16 protein-coding genes are annotated in these 18,103 nt (G+C 63.3%); 5 read left to right on the top strand and 11 right to left on the bottom strand.

What is annotated here, in order from left to right; all coding sequences use genetic code 11:
- Positions 1-87: 87 nt before the first annotated feature.
- Together NKH89_RS18995 and NKH89_RS18990 are read right to left on the bottom strand one after the other, a co-directional pair.
- Positions 88-1,737, bottom strand: coding sequence for an ABC transporter substrate-binding protein (locus tag NKH89_RS18995; RefSeq protein ID WP_352481282.1), 1,650 nt, complete (start codon positions 1,735-1,737; stop codon positions 88-90).
- 41 nt (positions 1,738-1,778) lie between these two features.
- Entirely contained in the window at positions 1,779-3,329 is a 1,551-nt protein-coding gene (locus NKH89_RS18990) for a trimethylamine methyltransferase family protein (protein ID WP_023717176.1), read from the bottom strand.
- Between the two features lie 91 nt (positions 3,330-3,420).
- Between NKH89_RS18990 and NKH89_RS18985 the strand changes: the two genes are divergently transcribed.
- Positions 3,421-4,323, top strand: coding sequence for a LysR substrate-binding domain-containing protein (locus tag NKH89_RS18985; RefSeq protein WP_023717175.1), 903 nt, complete (start codon positions 3,421-3,423; stop codon positions 4,321-4,323).
- 20 nt (positions 4,324-4,343) lie between these two features.
- Here the strand turns inward: NKH89_RS18985 and NKH89_RS18980 are convergent, their stop codons facing one another.
- The gene (locus tag NKH89_RS18980; protein WP_352481283.1) at positions 4,344-5,333 is read right to left on the bottom strand and encodes a zinc-dependent alcohol dehydrogenase family protein; all 990 of its coding nucleotides are present in this window, start codon (positions 5,331-5,333) and stop codon (positions 4,344-4,346) included.
- A gap of 103 nt (positions 5,334-5,436) precedes the next feature.
- On the opposite strand from NKH89_RS18980, the gene NKH89_RS18975 reads away from it, so the two are divergent.
- Together NKH89_RS18975 and mutL are read left to right on the top strand one after the other, a co-directional pair.
- Positions 5,437-6,339: a LysR family transcriptional regulator gene (locus NKH89_RS18975; RefSeq protein ID WP_352481317.1), complete on the top strand. Its 903-nt coding sequence runs from the start codon at positions 5,437-5,439 to the stop codon at positions 6,337-6,339.
- Between the two features lie 603 nt (positions 6,340-6,942).
- Positions 6,943-8,802 (top strand): DNA mismatch repair endonuclease MutL, encoded by a 1,860-nt coding sequence (gene mutL / locus NKH89_RS18970; protein ID WP_023717172.1) that lies wholly within the window; start codon positions 6,943-6,945, stop codon positions 8,800-8,802.
- A gap of 34 nt (positions 8,803-8,836) precedes the next feature.
- Here the strand turns inward: mutL and NKH89_RS18965 are convergent, their stop codons facing one another.
- Positions 8,837-9,655, bottom strand: coding sequence for a hypothetical protein (locus NKH89_RS18965; RefSeq protein ID WP_352909523.1), 819 nt, complete (start codon positions 9,653-9,655; stop codon positions 8,837-8,839).
- Between the two features lie 68 nt (positions 9,656-9,723).
- Entirely contained in the window at positions 9,724-10,617 is an 894-nt protein-coding gene (locus tag NKH89_RS18960; RefSeq protein ID WP_352481285.1) for a DMT family transporter, read from the bottom strand.
- Positions 10,618-10,728: 111 nt separating this feature from the next.
- Here NKH89_RS18960 and NKH89_RS18955 point away from each other — a divergent pair, with 111 nt between their 5' ends.
- Together NKH89_RS18955 and NKH89_RS18950 are read left to right on the top strand one after the other, a co-directional pair.
- Positions 10,729-11,634, top strand: coding sequence for a LysR family transcriptional regulator (locus tag NKH89_RS18955; protein WP_352481286.1), 906 nt, complete (start codon positions 10,729-10,731; stop codon positions 11,632-11,634).
- Positions 11,635-11,868: 234 nt separating this feature from the next.
- Positions 11,869-12,102, top strand: coding sequence for a DUF2093 domain-containing protein (locus NKH89_RS18950; protein ID WP_031193470.1), 234 nt, complete (start codon positions 11,869-11,871; stop codon positions 12,100-12,102).
- A gap of 255 nt (positions 12,103-12,357) precedes the next feature.
- Here the strand turns inward: NKH89_RS18950 and lpxK are convergent, their stop codons facing one another.
- The 6 genes from lpxK to NKH89_RS18920 all read right to left on the bottom strand — a co-directional run bounded on the left by lpxK (position 12,358) and on the right by NKH89_RS18920 (position 17,942).
- A complete protein-coding gene (gene lpxK, locus NKH89_RS18945; protein ID WP_352588485.1) occupies positions 12,358-13,386 on the bottom strand; it encodes a tetraacyldisaccharide 4'-kinase in 1,029 nt (342 codons plus the stop codon).
- 1 nt (position 13,387) lies between these two features.
- Entirely contained in the window at positions 13,388-14,704 is a 1,317-nt protein-coding gene (gene waaA / locus NKH89_RS18940; RefSeq protein ID WP_023717167.1) for a lipid IV(A) 3-deoxy-D-manno-octulosonic acid transferase, read from the bottom strand.
- Positions 14,701-15,480 carry a lysophospholipid acyltransferase family protein gene (locus NKH89_RS18935; RefSeq protein WP_023717166.1) on the bottom strand — a complete coding sequence of 260 codons (780 nt, stop codon included), beginning with the start codon at positions 15,478-15,480 and terminating at the stop codon, positions 14,701-14,703. The genes waaA and NKH89_RS18935 overlap by 4 nt, the downstream gene beginning before the upstream one ends.
- A 5-nt stretch (positions 15,481-15,485) precedes the next feature.
- Positions 15,486-15,731: a DUF4170 domain-containing protein gene (locus tag NKH89_RS18930; RefSeq protein WP_023717165.1), complete on the bottom strand. Its 246-nt coding sequence runs from the start codon at positions 15,729-15,731 to the stop codon at positions 15,486-15,488.
- Between the two features lie 74 nt (positions 15,732-15,805).
- Positions 15,806-16,612, bottom strand: a complete 807-nt coding sequence (locus NKH89_RS18925; protein ID WP_023717164.1) for a 3'(2'),5'-bisphosphate nucleotidase CysQ — start codon at positions 16,610-16,612, stop codon at positions 15,806-15,808.
- Positions 16,599-17,942 carry a TldD/PmbA family protein gene (locus NKH89_RS18920; RefSeq protein WP_023717163.1) on the bottom strand — a complete coding sequence of 448 codons (1,344 nt, stop codon included), beginning with the start codon at positions 17,940-17,942 and terminating at the stop codon, positions 16,599-16,601. The genes NKH89_RS18925 and NKH89_RS18920 overlap by 14 nt, the downstream gene beginning before the upstream one ends.
- Between the last annotated feature and the right edge of the window lie 161 nt (positions 17,943-18,103).

Here is an 18,103-nt window from a genome sequence, read left to right as displayed (position 1 = left end):
ACTGACGGAAGCTATCAGTACCACGCATCTTGCCTGTCGGCTTTCTTGCGGTCCATGAAATCCTGCAACGCGTCCTCTGCTGGCAACTCAGGCGTTCAGCCAGACGTTCTGGAGATCCATCTCGAAGGTTTGGTGGACAGCGTAGTTCTTCACCTTCTCGTTCATGTGGCTGAACAGCTTCTGCCAAAACGGCTGAATGATGACGCCCGAATCCTGGAGGATCTGCTCGATGTCCTTCATGACCTCGCGGCGCTTTTCCACGTCGATGAGCGAGAGAGCCTGCTTGAGCTTGGCGTCGAAATCAGGATTCGAGTAGCCGGTTTCGTTCCAGGCCTCGCCGGTGCGATAGCCCAGCGCCAACACCTGGACGCCAAGCGGGCGCATGTACCAAATGGTCATGGAATAAGGATATTTGGTCCAGTCGTTCCAGAAAGTCGAACCCGGCAGCACGGTGCGCTTCACCTTGATCCCGGCGTCGCGCAACTGGCCGGCAATAGCGTCGCCGGTATTCTTTTGCCAATCGTCCTCGACGGTGATCAGTTCATGCTCGAAGTCGGCCTGCTTGGCCTCGGCCATCAGCTTCTTGGCGCCCGCGGCGTCACGTTTCTTCTTGGGCAGCGCGAAGTATTCCGGATGAATCGGGCTGACGTGATGGTTTTCACCAACAGTCCCTCGCCCGGCATAGCCAAGTTCGAGCACCGCCTGGTTGTCGACGGCCATTTGCAGGGCGTTGCGGACGCGCTTGTCGTCGTAGGGCTTGTGCGTGACGTTGGTCCGGGCAACGAGCGTGGTCGCTGTCGCGACCTCCGATTTTACCAGCCCCATCTTGTCGAGGATGTCTATGAAGTCGGCGGGCGTCTCGAAGTTGAGATCGATTTCGCCGGAGTCGAATGCATTTATCGACGCGTTGAAATCGGTTCCGTAGTCGATGAATTCGACGCCGTCGAGAAGCGCTTCACCGCCCCACCACTTGCCAGTCTCACGACGCTTGACGACCGCTTTCTGGCCGACCGCATAAGACACCAGTTCGAACGGCCCGGTGCCAATCGGCTTCTCGATCGGATTGGCACCGTCGGCGTCGAAGTTGCGATGGACCACCAGCGCCGGATAGTCGGTGAAGTTCGGGATCAGCGAGATGTCCGGCTCGTTCAGCTTCAGCTTGACCGTGTTGTCGTCGACCTTGGTGATCGCGCCATCCCTGGCCTTGCCGGTTTTTGCGTCGATCAGTGCACCGACGCGCGCGGCCATGGAATTGCCGGCTGCAGCCTTTTCGCACCAGCGCGTCAGATTGTAGGCCACATCATCGGCGCCGAAAGCATCACCATTGGTCCAGGTGATGCCCTTGCGCACATGCAGCACATATTCGGTGGCGTCGTCATTGACCTCCCAGCTTTCAAGCAGAACCGGCTCGAAAGTGAACTGGCGGGTGTAGCGGACAAGCGGCTCGAGCCAGCAGCGTGAAATGTTCGCAAGTTCCACCCAGTCGTAGGTGCGCGGGTCCTTTTGTGCCTTCACCGACATCGAAACATGCAGCGTGCCGCCTTTCTTCGGCTCTTCAGCCAAAGCCCGTTCTGGCACGGCAAGACCGATCATGCCGTAGGCAAGGGCCGTCGATGCGCCGAAAGCGCTTGCCAGAGCCAGAAACTCGCGCCGATCCACACGACCTGCACGCGCCTCGCTGGCCATCGCTTCGATGGCGCTCGGTACGCGATCACCATTGCTTCTGAAGAGTGTCATTTTTTCCTCCGTTATGGTTCCCATCGGGTCTTCGCCCGTTATCAACTAACGCTGTCCGGTAGTTTCTCCTCGCGCCGCGCAATCAAATCTTTGAGACCATCGGCGATGCCCTCATCGAGCTTCGGCTCCTCATAATCGGCGAGCATGTTGCGCGCTTTCTCGCGGCCGCGGGTGTCGTGGTCCTTTGCTCCTTCCGCCTTCCACTGTTCGAACGAATTGAAGTCCATGATGCTCGGTATGAAGAAGGCGGACTCGAAATGCTGGAGCGTGTGTTGGGTGCCGAGGAAATGGCCCTGCGGTCCGACCTCGCGGATAGCCGCCATAGCCTCCTTGAAATCGTCGAATGGCAGCCCGCCAGCATATTTGTACCAGCCGACAAGCTGCTCGCAGTCGGTGGCAAATTTCGAATAGCCGCAGGTCAGGCCGGCCTCGAGCCAACCGGCGGAGTGCCAGATGTAGTTGGCGCCGGCAAGGATGGCGGCATGCATCAGCATGTTCGCCTCGTAGCCCGCCTGGGCGTCGTTCAGCTTCGAACCGACATGGAAACCGGACGTGCGCCACGGCAGCCGATACTTCCGCGCCAGCGCGCCCATGAGATACATCATCTGGGCCGCCTCCGGCGTGCCGCCCATGGGAGCGCCGGTCTTCATGTCGACCGTCACCATGAACTGTCCGTAGATCTGCGGCGAACCCGGACGCAAGAGCTGTGTGAACGCGACGCCCGCCAGCGCTTCGGCATTGACCTGCGCGACCGCACCGACTGCAGAGGCCGAAGTCGAGGCGCCGCAAAGGGCGAAGGGCGCGAGGATCAGCGGCTGGTTGTGGCGCGCATAGACTTTCATCGCGTCCAGCATGGTGGCATCCCAGACCAGCGGCGAATTGCAGTTGGTGATCGCCACCAGGACCGGGTTGTCGCGGACATAGTCCTCGCCGAACACGATGCCTGCCATCGCCATCGTGTCTTCGGCTCGATCTTTGGAGGTCACGATGCCCATGAACGGCTTGTCGGAGTGCTTCAGCGCTGAATGGATGATGTGGAGGTGACGCTTCGGCACCGCGATTTCCATCGGCTCGCAGATGATCGAGCTCGACGAATGCAGCGCCGGCGCCATGTAGGCGAGCTTGTGGAAATTGTTGAGGTCGGCGAGTGTGCCGTAGCGCCTGTTGTTGTCGAGGTCGCGCACATAAGGCGCCCCGTACATCGGCACGAAGATGGAGTTGTTGCCACCCACACGTACGGAACGCTGGGGATTCCTCGCATTGAGCGTGAACTCCGACGGGACCTTCGAGACGAGGTCCATCAGCAGGGCGCGGTCGATCCGGACCCTTGTCTCGGAGACATCGGCGCCCGCCGCCTTCCACATTGCGATAGCCTCGTCGTCGCGGAACTCGCATCCCACCTCTTCGAGGATGCTGAGCGACTCCTGGTGGATGAGCTCCACCGCCTCGTCCGGGACCATCTGATACACCGGAATCTTGCGAACCAGGGTCGGAAATGACGCTACGGGAGCTCCCCGCAGCGCCTTGCGCCCCAGGCGGCCACCCGCGCGACGATTGGTATGTTCGCTCACTTCAACGGCCGGTGCGTTCATGGAGGCTCCATCTTCCTGTCTCGATCAATCTAGCCAGACAAAATGCAGCTGTGACGCTGGAAAATCCTGATCTCTTGTATAAGCTCAGCTTATGCGAAGCTTGCGCCATCTGCTGCCCTCGGCCGGCAGCCTGATCGTTTTCGAGGCCGCCGGCCGGCTGTCGAGCTTTACCGCCGCCGGGCGGGAGCTCGGCATGACGCAGGCTGCCGTCTCCTATGCGATCCGTGGGCTCGAGGAGCAGCTCGGCGCCAAACTCTTCCAGCGCCGCCACCGGCAAGTCAGCCTTACCGAGGCCGGCGATCGCTTTCACGCCGACGTCTCGCTCGGCCTGTCGCACATCCGCAAGTCGGCGGAAGATCTGCGCCAGATCGCCGTCGGCGCTCACGTGACGCTCGCCGCCTCGACCGCATTCGCCTCGTTCTGGATGATGCCGCGCCTGCAGCAGTTTCGCGACGAACTGCCGGGCATCGACCTGCGCATCCAGACCGCGGACCGCGATCTCGACATCATCGCCGAAGACATTCCGCTCGGCGTCCGCGGCGGCGAGCCCAAGGAATGGCCGGATTATCATTCGCTGCCGCTGGCCGATGAAGTGATATTCCCCGTCGCCGGCGTTAGTTATGTGGCCCGGTTCGGGCTGCCGGCGAACGTGAAGGACCTTCCATCGCATCGTCTCATTCATCTCGAAGAGCCGTTTCGCGAGGCCGCCAGCTGGGACGAATGGTTCGCCTCGGCCGGTGTCGACATCGCCGATGCCGGGCGTGGCTTGCGCATCAACGACTATGCGCTGGTGATCCAGGCAGTCATGGAAGGGCAAGGCATCGCGCTCGGCTGGGGTCATCTCGCCGAGCGGCTGCTGGCATCAGGGCTGCTGGTGCGCGTCACCGGCCACACAATGACGACCGGCAAGGGCTTTCATGTCATCTGGTCGAGGAACCGCGAGCTCAGCGACAACGCCCGCAAGGTGCGGGACTGGCTGGCGGCGCAAGCGTGAGGCTATCCCACAATGCCCGGTCAAACCGTCACGACGATCTTGCCGAATTGTTCGTTCGACTCGAGATAACGATGCGCCTCGACGATCTGATCAAACGGAAAGGTTCTAGCGATTGCGGGCTTCAGCGAACCCGATTTCAGTCCATCAAGGATGAATGTCTTGGCGGCCTGTAGCCGGGCCGGATCGCGCACGATCTCGTGGACGAGATAGCCGCGCAGCGTCAGCGTCTTGCCTAGCACTGCAGGTAACGGAAAAGGTGTCGGGTCGGGGCTCAAGCCGCCATATTCGATGAGAATGCCACCCAGTGCCATCGCTGCCGTCAGAGGCTCGAAGATCGGCCCGCCGACCGCGTCGAACACCACGCGCACGCCGTCCGGGCCGGCGATTTCCTTCAACCTAGCTTCCAGATCCACCTCTGCCGAGGCGATGACGTGGGCCGCGCCGAACTCAAGCAGAGTCCGCTTCTTGGCGGACGTCCGTGTGACGGCGATCGGGGTCGCGCCAACCAGGTTGGCAATCTGGATCGCCGCCAGTCCGACGCTGCTCGATGCCGCAGTGATGACGACAAAGTCCTTCCTGCCGAGTTTGGCAATGTCGATCAGCGCACCGTAGGCGGTGAGATATTGCATCCACGCAGCGGCGGCCTCTTCCCAGCTCAGCGATGGTGGATGCTTGACGACGAGCTCGGCGGGATATGTGGCAATCTCACCATAGGCAGGCCAGCGGGCCATCGACACTGGCGGCACGATGCTGACGGCATCGCCCGGCGCAAACCCGTCCACGCCTTCGCCGACCGTTTCGACGAGGCCAGCGGCCTCAAGCCCAAGACCAGAAGGCAACGGCGCGGTTTGGATATATCTGCCTGAACGCAGCAACGCCTCGGCCCGGTTCAGACCCAACGCCTTGACACGGATCTGGATCTCGCCTCGTCCCGGCGCAGGCATGTCGACATTCTCGATGCGCAGAACCTCGGGACCACCCAGCTCATAAAAACGAACGACACGCGCCATCGGTCACAACTCCAAAATATTTGCACTGAATGTGCTATGCCAGCGGCAATCAGGCGGATAAATAGCCGCTTGAGTAGATCAGTGGAAACTGTGGGTTTTGAATATGGATCGCCTTACCAGCATGGCCGTGTTCGTCAAAGCCGTCGACCTGGGCTCGTTCGCGGCCGCGGCGGCGGCTCTTGATCTGTCCGGGCCGATGGTCGGCAAGCATGTCCGGTTTCTCGAGGAGCGCCTGGGCGTGCGCCTCATCAACCGGACCACGCGCCGCCAAAGCCTGACAGATTTCGGGCGCACCTATCATGAACGCTGCCGGCTGGTGCTTGCCGAAGCAGAGGCCGCGGATGCGCTCGCCGCCGACCAGCTTGCCGAACCGCGCGGAAAGCTGCGCGTCCTCATGCCGGTGCATTTCGGCCGGCGCTGCGTTGCCCCGATCCTGTTCGGGCTTGCGCAGCAATATCCGGCGCTGGAACTTGACCTGTCGTTCAGCGACGCCCTCGCCGACCTCGCCGAGGACGGCTGCGACCTTGCCATCCGAACGGGCGATCTGGAGGACCAGGCCGGGGTGATGGCGCGGCGCGTCGCGCGCCAGCACATGGTCGTCTGCGCGTCGCCATCCTATCTCGACAGGCACGGCCAGCCGCAGGCGATAGATGACCTCGGCAGCCATCACGCGATCATCTACCGCCGTTCCGGGCGTGCCGTTCAGCCGTGGCTGTTTCCACGCAATGGCCAGCCTGCGACGGAGGTCAGGCTCGCTGGCAGATTGCGGCTCGACGATCTCGATGCCATCGCCGATGCCGCGGCCGCCGGCATGGGGCTCGCCTGGCTGCCATACTGGCTGGTTCGCCAGCGCATTCAGGCGGGCGTACTTGTCCCGCTATTGCCGGAACAGCCGAGGTTTCTCTATGACGCCCATGCGCTGTGGCTGCAGACGCCACATCTGCCGATGAAAGTCCGCCTTGCCGTCGATGCACTGGCGGCAGCGCTGCCCAAGCTCATGAGTTGAAGGCACGGTCGCGGTCAGCTGCGTGGATTTCCTCGAGAACGACCCGACGATTGAACAATAATCTATATGGTAAGATTTCGAATATACAGGAGGTAAACCAGAACAACTGCTAGCGATATCGAAATAATCGTCCAAATAGTGAACAAAATTACTCTTGCAATACGACTCTTTCGACGCTGTATCCATCGAGCGAAGTTTACCATTAAGTAATCTAGGATGACGTCCAAATGTCGCCTCCAACGGCCATTCGCTTCAGATTTTGGCCTTCGCCCGACTAAATCCACTAAGTCAATTGGGGGCCAAGCCCATTCACTTCAACAATATTCCTATCTCTACATCGTGGCGGGACAGCACCCCCCTCTGGCCTGCCGGCCATCTCCCCCGCAAGGGGGGAGATTGGCGGTTCATGCGTCCCGCCAACCTTTGAGACATTGGAGACTGGCGGAGGCCGAGGCGACATCCGATCTCCCCCCTTGCGGGGGAGATGGCCGGCAGGCCAGAGGGGGGTGGGACGGAGCGCAACGGAGCAGTCTCCCTGCCTTGCAACAATCAACGCTATTCTCCCCCTCCCGCATCGACCACGAATCCGCCTATAGTGCTGCCATGCCCATTCGCCAGCTTTCCGAAACGATGATCAACCAGATCGCCGCCGGCGAAGTCATCGAGCGTCCGGCAAGCGTGGTCAAGGAACTGGTCGAGAACGCGCTCGATGCCGGCGCCACGCGTGTCGAGATCGTCACCGCCGGCGGCGGGCTGAACCTGATCCGTGTCAGCGACGACGGCTCGGGCATTCCGGAAAAGGAACTGGCGCTGGCGATCGCGCGCCATTGCACCTCGAAGCTCGCCGACAACATCCACGACATCCGCTCGCTCGGCTTTCGCGGCGAGGCCTTGCCGTCGATCGGCTCGGTGGCGCGGCTGTCGATCCGCTCACGCACAGCGTCCAGTGAAAACGCCGCCGAGATCGGCATCGACGGCGGCCGCGTCTCCGCCGTCAGGCCGGCGGCGGCCAATCGCGGCACCACGGTCGAGGTGCGCGACCTGTTCTTCGCCACGCCGGCGCGGCTCAAATTCATGAAGGGTGAGCGCGCCGAAGGCTCGGCCATCGGCGACGTGGTCAAGCGCATCGCCATCGCCTTTCCCGCCGTGCGCTTCACGCTGGCCGGCCCGGACCGCTCGACGCTGGAGCTGCCGGCGACCGAGGACAGCCCGGAAGGCCGGCTGCGCCGGGTGGCACAGGTGATGGGCGCCGACTTTCCCGACAATGCGATCGCCATCGACGCGGTGCGGGACGGCGTGCACCTCGCCGGCCATGTCTCGGTGCCCTCCTTCACCCGCGCCAACGCCCTGCAGCAATATGCCTATGTCAACGGCCGCCCGGTGCGTGACAAATTGATCGCCGGCGCCATTCGCGGCGCCTTCGCCGACGTGCTGCCGCGCGACCGCCATGCCGTCACCGTGCTGTTCCTGACGCTCGATCCGGCGATCGTCGACGTCAACGTCCATCCGGCCAAGGCCGACGTGCGCTTCCGCGATCCGGGGCTGGTGCGCGGCCTGATCGTCGGCGCCATCCGCGAAGCACTGGCCCATGCCGGGATCCGCGCCGCCACCACCGGTGCCGCCGGCATGATGGCAGCGTTCCGGCCGGGCGCGGCATCCTATGCGCATGGCGGCCCGGCCAACGGTCACCGCAGTTACGAGGCCGCCTATCGGGCGTCGGGCTTTGCGGGTTTCGACCCTGCCCGTTCGCCGCAGCGGCCGCTCGATATGGGCTCTGCAAATGGCGGCTTCGGCGAGGACGAGCAGGCGGCCTTCGACGCCGGCCCACTGCACAGTGCCGACGCGCGCGCCGGACAGGATCAGGCGGCAGAGACGCTGCTCGGCACGGCATTGGGCGCGGCGCGCGCGCAAGTGCATGAGAACTACATCGTCGCCCAGACCAGGGATTCGCTTGTCATCGTCGACCAGCATGCGGCGCATGAGCGACTGGTTTACGAGGCCTTGAAGAACGCCCTCCACTCACGCGCGGTGCCGTCGCAGATGCTGCTGCTGCCCGAGATTGTCGACCTGCCGGAGGAAGACGCCGAGCGGCTTGCCATGCACTCCGAGACGCTGGCCCGCTTCGGCCTCGGCATCGAGCGCTTCGGGCCAGGCGCCGTTGCGGTGCGCGAGACGCCGTCGATGCTCGGCGAGACCAACGTCCAGCAGCTGGTGCGCGACCTCGCCGACGAGATCGCCGACAATGACACGGTCGGCACGCTGAAGGAGCGGCTGGACAGGATAGCCGCGACCATGGCCTGCCACGGCTCGGTACGTTCCGGCCGCCTGCTCAAACCGGAAGAGATGAACGCTCTGCTGCGCCAGATGGAGGCGACGCCCGGCTCCGGCACCTGCAACCACGGCCGCCCGACCTACATCGAACTCAAGCTGGCGGATATCGAGAGGCTGTTCGGGCGACGGTAAGCATTACCTGGGCAACGCCAAGCGAGGCACCCGCTCAATTCGCCAATTGATGATACTTCTTAGTTTTAAGAGAGAAAACATAGTCCATTGTATAGCCAGCGCCGCCGCCACGAAAGTTTACTGAAATGATCTCGGCGATTTTTTCCGTCTGTTTTTGAACATTCATGTAGATTGGCGTCATCAGCATTCCCGCGTCGCAATTGTCGTCATCGAACTCGATCTCTTGATAGACTTTCTTGCTTCGCTTGCCGATGACTTGCAATTTTCGCATGCAAATTCCGGCTTCGGTTTTCGCGTAGATGCCTGAAAACCTGTCGGTGTCGGTCTGCGCCCAGAACGGGATCTCAACGGTTCCGTCAATCTTCCCGTCGCCGGTATCGTCCAGGCTCGCAACTTTCTTGAGCGTGACGGGATGTTTGTCCGCACCCTTGCTCCAGGTTCCTGTTGCGCCGCTTTCACCAATGTCGAGAGAAAATGGGCATCCACTGGTGTCGACGGGCGTTTTCGAACCCATGACCAGCACCCGGTCGAATTCCTTGTCGTCCGCAATCTCGCAAAGGAATACGCTGGTGCCGTTGATCTTGCCGTACACTGCTATCGGGCTTTGCTTCGCGTCGTAGAAATAGCTCCCCTCGACCGTAATCCCGCTGCCGAAACTGTCATTCCTCTGCAGCGACAGATGGACTGGGTTAGGCCCAATGAAACCTTCGTAGTTTTCGATCTGATACCAACCCGCGACGGCATTTTGGCTGAACAGCAACAAGAAAAAAATTGCGGAGATAAACTGCATTCCCATGTCGACCCCTCGCCATGCTTCGCAAACGCAATCAACATAGACGCCGGCCTGGCTCATGTCTGCATCGCAATGGTCGTCAGTAACGGCTCATGGTTTGAGTCGGGAAAAAGCTTCAATTATCTGAATCATCTCTTCAAATTCACCACGATAACGCCGCCGAGCGCCAGTGCGCCGCCGAGGATGCCGAACAGCGTCGGCACCTCGCCAAGCCAGAAGAAGCCGATCAGCGTCGCCACCGGCGACACCAGATAGAGGAAGTTCGAGGCACGCGCCGCGGGCAGTCGGGAAAGTGCTGTTGCCCAGGCAGCGTAGGCGATGAGGCTGGGCACGATGCCGAGAAAGATGACGGCGCCGAGCCCGGCGGTATCGGCGACCGCTGCCTGCGCCAGACCGCTCGGCAGGAATGGCGACAGGCAGAGCGCGCCAAGCACCATGTTCGAGGCCGAGATGGTCAGCGGGTGGTGGCGACCAAACAGCGGCTTCTGAACGATGGTGTTGACGGCCGAGCACAGCGCCGAGCCGAGGACAAGCAGCGCACCATTGTTGAAATGCAAGCCTTGCCCCTCGCCCATGGCGATGATGCCGATACCGGCGAAGGACAGGAATGTGCCGGCCCAGGCCAGGCCTGAGAAGCGTTCGCCGAGCAGCGCCATGGCCATGATCGCAGTGAAGATCGGGCTGATATTGATGATGAAGCCGGCCGCACCTGCCGAAACGGTCAGCTCGCCGAAATTGAGCATCACAGTGTAGAGCGCGACGAAGACGGCACCACCGAAGACAAAGCGCCAGAGTTCGTCGAGCCTGGGCAGAGCCGGCCGCTTGACCGCGAGAAAGATCGCCGCCGGAACCGCGGCGATGGCAAAGCGCAACGCGCCAAGTTCCAGCGGCCCGAAGGCGGCAAGGCCGGCGCGGATCGCCGGAAAGGCCGAAGCCCAGCCGACCACCGTCAGCGCCACCGCGATGGCAGCTGTGGCATCCATACGCTGTGTCGTATTCAACGTGCCGGTATAGACGCTCATCTCGGTGTCCTCGCGATCCAATGCCATGAAGTAGAGAAACGCTATTGCGCGTCGATTGACAAACGAACAAATCGAGTATCACCTGTGACTATGGATCACAGCTCAGACTCGATGCTGCCGCTTGAAACCCTGCGCGCCTTCGATGCCGCGGCGCGGGCAGGCAGCTTTTCGGCGGCGGCCGAGAAGCTCAACATCACCCATGGCGCCGTCAGCAGGCAGATCGCCAAGCTCGAGAACTGGCTCGGGCTGAAAGTCTTCGATCGCGGCGCGCGCGGCGTCTCGCTGACCGTCGAGGGCAATCGCCTGCATCTGCGCACCACCGAAGCCTTCGCCCTGATCGCCAGCAATTCGGATCGCTGGGTCGAGCCGCGCGGCACGGCGGTGGTGCGGCTGACCTCGATCCCCTCGGTCAGCGGGCTGTGGTTGATGCCGCGCATGGCGGCGCTGGAGAACCACCCGTCCAAGCTGCGCATCGTGCTCGACGTCGACATCCGCCAGGGCGATCTTGCCGACGAGGGCATCGACCTGTCGATCCGCTGCGGGCGCGGCCGCATTCCGGGCCGGATCTCGGTGCAGCTTTTCGAAGAATATGTGTTCCCGGTCGCCTCGCCGGAATTAGCCAGGGAGATCGGCCGCGGCGATCCGGCCCGGCTGCTCGAATTTCCGGTGATCAACGATTCCGACGCTTCGGCGTGGCGCGCCTGGTTTGCGGCGCAGGAGATGGACTATCGGCCGCGGCCGCACGACCGCCGTTTCGAGGATTACAACCTCGTGCTCGACGCCGCCGCGCACGGGCTCGGCATTGCGCTGGCGCGTCCGCCATTGACGGTGGACCAATTGAAATCGGGCCGCATCGTCGCCGTAGACGAGCGCCGTGCCCTCAGTCCGATATCCTACTGGCTCGACCGGCCGCTGGGGCGGCCGCGCGCCGCGGCAGCCGAACTTGCTCGTCGCATCGCAGTCCAGGCCGGGCTGCCAGCGGAGAGGATCGAAGAGTTTATCATCGCCGAAGAATGAGATGCCTGAAGCGCGTCGCGTTCGACCGGCCTCATGCGACGCGCTTCAGGTTCTTGTGTTTATGCATGTCGTTATCGCAAAACCGCTGCACACTTTTGCGCGACATGCATTGGCATCCGCTTTGCCGGCTTGTTCGAGCAAGTGTCACCAGAAACAGAGGCAGGCAAAGCCAACCAAGCTTGACCTCGCCGCAATTTGTGGCGATGACATCGTCATGAATTTCGGCTCCACCCCATGATGAACCGTTTCGAAGGCCCCGGCGGCAAGGAAGCCCGCATCCGCTATCTCGACGGCGATTTCCAGGTGACTAGCCCCGGCGCCTTCGTTCGCTGTGCGGTGACCGGCGAGAGCATCCCGCTCGACGAGCTCAAATATTGGAGTGTCGCCAGGCAGGAACCCTATCTGAATGCCGCTGCATCATTGCGCCGCGAGATCGAAGCGCATCCGGAACTGCGCCGCCGACGGTAGTCTGACGCAAATGCAAGTCGCCCCGTTGCGATCCTTCGCGCGCCGTCTCCTGCCGCGACGTCAAGCCAGCGACACCGAAACCTTAGAAGTTATCTTGAAATAAAAAACCCGCCTCGGGGCTCGAGGGCGGGTCGTCGGCGAATCATCACCATATACAAATTAGTAGCATAGCTGCCGGCACAAAGCAAGAACAAAATACACTCGACCGGCGGAAAAATTCCGGTCCCCGCATTGCCTCGGTGCCCAAGCTGCTGGTCAGCCTCTAAGCCTGCGCTGCCGCCAGGCATCCAGCGTTTCGTCGATGATGCGTTGCGGCACATGGTCGAGCTCGAAGACGGTGTCGATCTCCAGCACATCGAGCCGGTCGAGGAATTCCGGCGGCGCTGCGCCGTGACGCAGGCGGGCAGCATCCTTGGCGGTGGTAATCAGGCCAAGCCCGGCTTTACGTGCCGTCGCCGCCAATTCGGCAAGCTCGTCCGCGCTGTAGAAATGATGGTCGGGAAACGGTCGGGTCAGCGCAAGCTCGCCGCCGGCCTCGGCTACGGTGTCGAAAAACTTGTCGGGATGGCCGATGCCGGCGAACGCCAGGAACCGCCTGCCGGCCAGCATCACCGTGCTGCTCGGGGCGGTGTGCGCCTCGAAGATCGGCCTGCCGGCGCGCGCTGCCTGGCGCACGACCGTGTCGGCCGCGGTGCCCTCGCCCATCTTCAGCAAGGCGCTGGTGAAGACCAGCTGGTCGACGATGTTCGCCCGCAGCGGTCCGCCGGGGATGACGCGGCCATTGCCGATGCCATGGCGCGCGTCGACGACGACCAGCGCATAATCGATGTGGATGCGCGCGCTCTGAAAACCGTCATCCATGATCAGGAAATCGCAGCCGAGCTTCTCCAGCAGAAGCCTGGCGCCGGCGGCCCGGTTCGGCGTCACCGCGACCGGCGCATGTTCGGCCAGAAGCAGCGGCTCGTCGCCGACATGCTTGGCGGCGTCGTGGTGCGGATCGACGACATGCGGCTGCGCGAAGGAGCCGCCATGCCCGCGCGACAGGAAACCGGGATTGAGCTGCATGCGCCGGGCCTGCTCGGCCAATGCGATCGCCACCGGCGTCTTGCCGGTGCCGCCGACCGTGAAGTTGCCGATGCAGAGCACCGGCGCCTCGACTTTTTCGCGCGGCGCGTGCCGCATGCGGCGACCGGCGATAAGTGCATAGATGGCGGAAAGCGGCGACAGCGCCACGACCCGCCAGTCCGGCTCTTCCCACCAGAAGGGCGGCGCTTCCGAGGTCACGTCAACGCCCGTTCGCGCCCTTCAGGCGCGACTTGACGACCAGCGGCTGGATATAGGGCTCGAGCGACCTGAGCGTATGTGCCAGCGCACCGCGCATCTCGTCGACGGTCGCCGCACCCGCCGCCATCATTTCGTGACGAGCCACCTCGTTGGTCAAAAGGAAATTGACGGCGCCGGCCAGCATATCGCGGTCGCGCACCAGCTTGGCGCCGCCACTGTCGAGCAGGCGCTGATAGGCCTCGCGAAAATTCTGGACGTTGCGGCCGGCAAGCACCGCTGTCTCCAGCATGGCCGGTTCCAGCGGGTTCTGGCCGCCCTCGGAAGTCAGCGAACGGCCGACAAAGGCAATTTCCGTCAGCCTCAGATAAAGCCCCATCTCGCCGATCGTGTCGCCGAGCAGAATATCGGTATCGGCGGTGATCCTGTCGCCCTTGCTGCGCTGCGCCAGCTTCAGGCCCATGCCGGAAATCTGGGCGGCCAGCTGCCCGGCGCGTTCGGGATGGCGCGGCACGATGATCGTCAAAAGCCCGTGGTGCCGCTTGTGCAGCATGGCGTGAACTTCGGCCGCGACCGCCTCTTCGCCGTCATGGGTCGAAATCGCCGCCCAGGTCGGGCGAGCGCCGATCTGGCGTTTCAGCGCCGCCAGTGCCCGTTCGTCGGCCGGCGGCGGCGCGGTGTCGACCTTGAGATTGCCGGACACGGTGACCGGCCGGGCGCCGAGCGAAAGGAAGCGCTCGCCATCGAGATCCGACTGGGCGACGACATGGGCGAGATTTTCGAACAATGCTTCGGCGATGTTGGCGCGCTTCTTCCAGGATTTGAAGGAGCGGTCGGACAGCCTGCCATTGACCAGAACCTGCGGCACGCGGCGGGCGCCGAGTTCCAGGATGGTCATCGGCCAGATCTCCGATTCGGCGATGATCGCCAGGTCCGGTTGCCAATGATCGAGGAAGCGGCTGACCGCCGGCTTGAGGTCGAGCGGCACATATTGGTGGATGATGCGGCCGCCCAGCCGTTCTTCGGCGACCTGCGCCGAGGTGACGGTGCCCGTCGTCAGCACGATGTTGACGCCGTAGTCGAGAATGCTCTCGACCAGCGGCACGACGGCGATGGTCTCGCCGACGCTGGCTGCATGGATCCAGATCACCGGGCCTTCGGGGCGCTCGCGTCCGGCGACGCCGTAGCGCTCGCGCCGGCGAATGCGATCCTCCTTGCCTCTGGATGTGCGCCAGGCGACATAAGGTCCGACCAGCGGGTAGGCGGCGGCCCCGGCGAAGCGGTATGCCGTCAGGAAGGCGCGCGCCCAGCGCATACTCATTTCGAACCGTCCACAAGGCGATAGGCCTCGGCGGTCGCGGCATTGAGCGAGGCCGTGACCTCCTGGCGCTTGCGTTCCATTTCCGCGGCGTCTGCGTTGGCCGGCACGAAGACAGGCGTGCCGACGACAATCGAGGAGCGGCCGAAGGGCAAGTTGATCGTCGTCTTGTCCCAGCTGCCCTCGATCACCTTGCGGCGGCTGGTGGCAATCGCGGCAGGCAGGATCGGCCGGCCGGACAGCCGCGCCAGGAGGACGACGCCGAGCCCCGCATCGCGCGGCGTGCCGTGGGGAATATCAGCAATCATGGCGACATTCTTGCCGGTGGCGAGCGACTTTTTGAGGGCGATGAGCGCCTTGGCGCCGCCCTTGTCGAGATGCCTTGCGCTTTCGCGCCCGCCAGAGCCGCGCACCGCCTCGATGCCGAATTTCTCGACCATCAGCGCGTTGAGCTCGGCATCGGCGCTGCGCGACACCATGGCAACCAGTGGCCGTCCCTTGGGATAATAGGCCGGCGTCAGCAGATGCTGGCCGTGCCAGAGCGCGATGATGCCAGGCTCGAGCTGCGCATAGGCGCCGCCGGAAAACTTCGCCGATCCGTCGACCATGCGGTTGGTCAGGCGGACAAGGCGGACGAAATACGCAAACAGCGCGGCAAGCGCATTCTTGACGAATCGCGACTGCGCCAGCGGTTCGCGGATCTTGCGCCAGAACGTCTTCGGCTTGCGACGTCTGACCGCCGACCGCGGGGCTGATCGCTTGACCGCTTCATGGTTCATCGATGTCAACCGGCAGCCTTGTTTTCGGGGTCGAGCAGGCGGTGCAGGTGAACGACGAAATAACGCATATGGGCATTGTCGACGCTGGCTTGCGCCTTGGCCTTCCAGACGGCGTGCGCCGATTGATAGTCGGGATAGATGCCGACTACGTCGAGCGCGTCGAGGTCGCGGAATTCGGTGCCGCCCAGCTTCTTGAGTTCGCCGCCGAACACCAGGTGCAAAAGCTGTTTCTTTCCGTCTTCAGCGGCCATGTCGATCCTTCACATATCGTGAGTTTGGGACAGGTCTAGACCAAAGCCGCCGACTTTGGAACTATTGATGATGGTCAATTGTCCAGCCCGGCGATGACGCCGGCGAGCACAGCGAGGAGTTCGCCGCTGCCGGCGGCAAGCGCGCCGTGGCGGATCACTTCGCCGGCATAGAGCGGCGCGCGGCCGTGCCGATCGAGCACGGCGCCGCCTGCCTCGCGCAGGATGAGGTCGGCCGCGGCGATGTCCCAGTCATGCGCGTTGGCCTTGACGAAGGTGGCATCGAGCTGGCCGCCGGCGATCATCGCCAACCTGTAGGCGAGCGAAGGAATATAGGGCACGCGCTTCAGCCGTTTGTGCCATTTCGCCGGCATCAGGTCGATCATCGCCTTCGGTCCGGCGATTTCGGCCGTTTCCGACGGCGGACGCACGCTGATGCGCTTGCCATTCAGGAATGCGCCCTCGCCCGGCAGCGCCCAATAGATTTCGCCCTTCGCCGGGCAGTCGAGCACGCCGGCAAGCGTGCGGCCGTTCTCGACCACCGCGACGCTGACGCACCATGTGGGCAGGCCTTCGAGGAAGCCGCGCGTGCCGTCGATCGGATCGACGACGAAGGTGCGGCGCGCGACAAGCCTTACCGGGTCGTCGACGGTTTCCTCCGACAACCAGCCATAGTCCGGCCGGGCCGCCAGCAAGGTCTCGCGCAGATATTTGTCGGCGGCGTGATCAGCTTCGCTGACCGGCGAGGTGCCGCCCTTCATCCATACTTGCGGATTGTTGTTGAAGTACTGCATGGCGATGAGCCCCGCCTCGCGGGCAGCGTCGCGCAGCAGCTGCAGGTCTTCAGTAGCGCCGGCCGAGACGGCCGGATCAAGCTCCGGCAAGGGTCATCCCTTCGATCAAAAGCGTGGGCGCGGCAGTGCCGAAATTGCGGTCGAGATCGCTCGCCGGAACCATGTTGAGGAACATCGTCTTCAAATTGGAGGCGATGGTCACCTCGGCAACGGGATAGGCCAGCTCGCCATTCTCGATCCAGAAGCCGGAAGCGCCGCGGCTATATTCGCCCGTCACCATGTCGACCCCCTGGCCGAACACTTCGGTGACGTAGAAGCCGGTCTCGAGCGACTTGATCAGCTCTTCCGGCGTGTTTTCCCCGGGCTCGATGGCGAGATTGGTCGACGATGGCGAGACCGACGAGCCGCTGCGCGAGCCGCGCCCATTGGTGACGAGGCCGAGTTCCCGCGCCGCCGAGGTCGACAGGAACCAGTGGTTGAGCACGCCCTTGTCGACCATGAACAATTTCTCGCCCTCGACGCCTTCGCCGTCGAAGGGGCGCGAGGCCTGGCCGCGGCGCCGGAGCGGCTCGTCGGTGACGGTGATTGCGGCCGAAGCCACCTTCTTGCCCATCATGTCGCGCAGAAAGCTGGTCTTGCGCGCCACCGCGGCGCCATTGATGGCACCGGCGAGATGGCCGGCAATGCCGCGCGCGACGCGCGGATCGAACACCACGTCGACCGGCCCGGTCGCCGCCTTGCGCGCGCCAATGCGGCGTACGGCGCGCTCACCGGCCTTGCGGCCGATGTCTTCCGGCGCGTCGAGATCGGAAAAATGCTGGCGCGAGGAGAATTCGTAATCGCGCTCCATGCCGGTGCCCTCGCCGGCGATGACGCTGGTCGAGCGCGAAAAGCGCGACGCGACATAATGGCCGACAAACCCATGCGAAGTGGCGAGCACAAGGCCGCCGAGCCCGGCGCTGGCGCCGCTGCCGGCCGAATTGGTGACGCCCTTGACGGCAAGCGCCGCCGCCTCGGCGGCAAGGGCTGCTTCCTTCAACTGGTCCGCCGATACCTCGGTGGCGTCGAACAGATCGAGATCGCGCGGCTTTTTGACCAGCAAGGCCGGATCGGCGAGACCCTGATAGGGATCTTCGGGCGACACTTTGGCCATGGCGACGGCGCGCTCAGCCAGCATATTGGGGTCGGATGCCGCCGTTGCCGAAACGCTCGCCACCCGTCTGCCGACGAAGACGCGCAACGAGACGTCCTCGCTCTCGGACGCCTCTGTGCCTTCGACCTTGCCAAGCCGCACCGACACACCGGTTGAGCGGCCGCGTACTGCAACCGCATCGGCGGCATCGGCGCCGGCCCGTTTGGCAGCCTCGACCAGGGCCGCGACGCGGTCGGTCAGTTTCGCTGCGTCGAGCGTATCGGTCATGCGCATAATCCTGTTATTTCCGGCCGGCTGAAGGGCAGCCGCTGCTGCACCATCTATTGTCCCGATGCAGCTTCTGCAATGGGAGAAGGCGCAAAGCGGGTGCATCAAGCGCCTGAACAGGGCTGCCAGTGTCAGGCAGGTGAGCGGCAATGGCGAGATCG

Source organism: Mesorhizobium sp. M0923, assembly GCF_040319365.1.
Taxonomy (GTDB): Bacteria; Pseudomonadota; Alphaproteobacteria; order Rhizobiales; family Rhizobiaceae; genus Mesorhizobium.
Note: the sequence above shows the minus strand (reverse complement) of the source record. Positions and strands in the feature narration are given on the sequence as shown.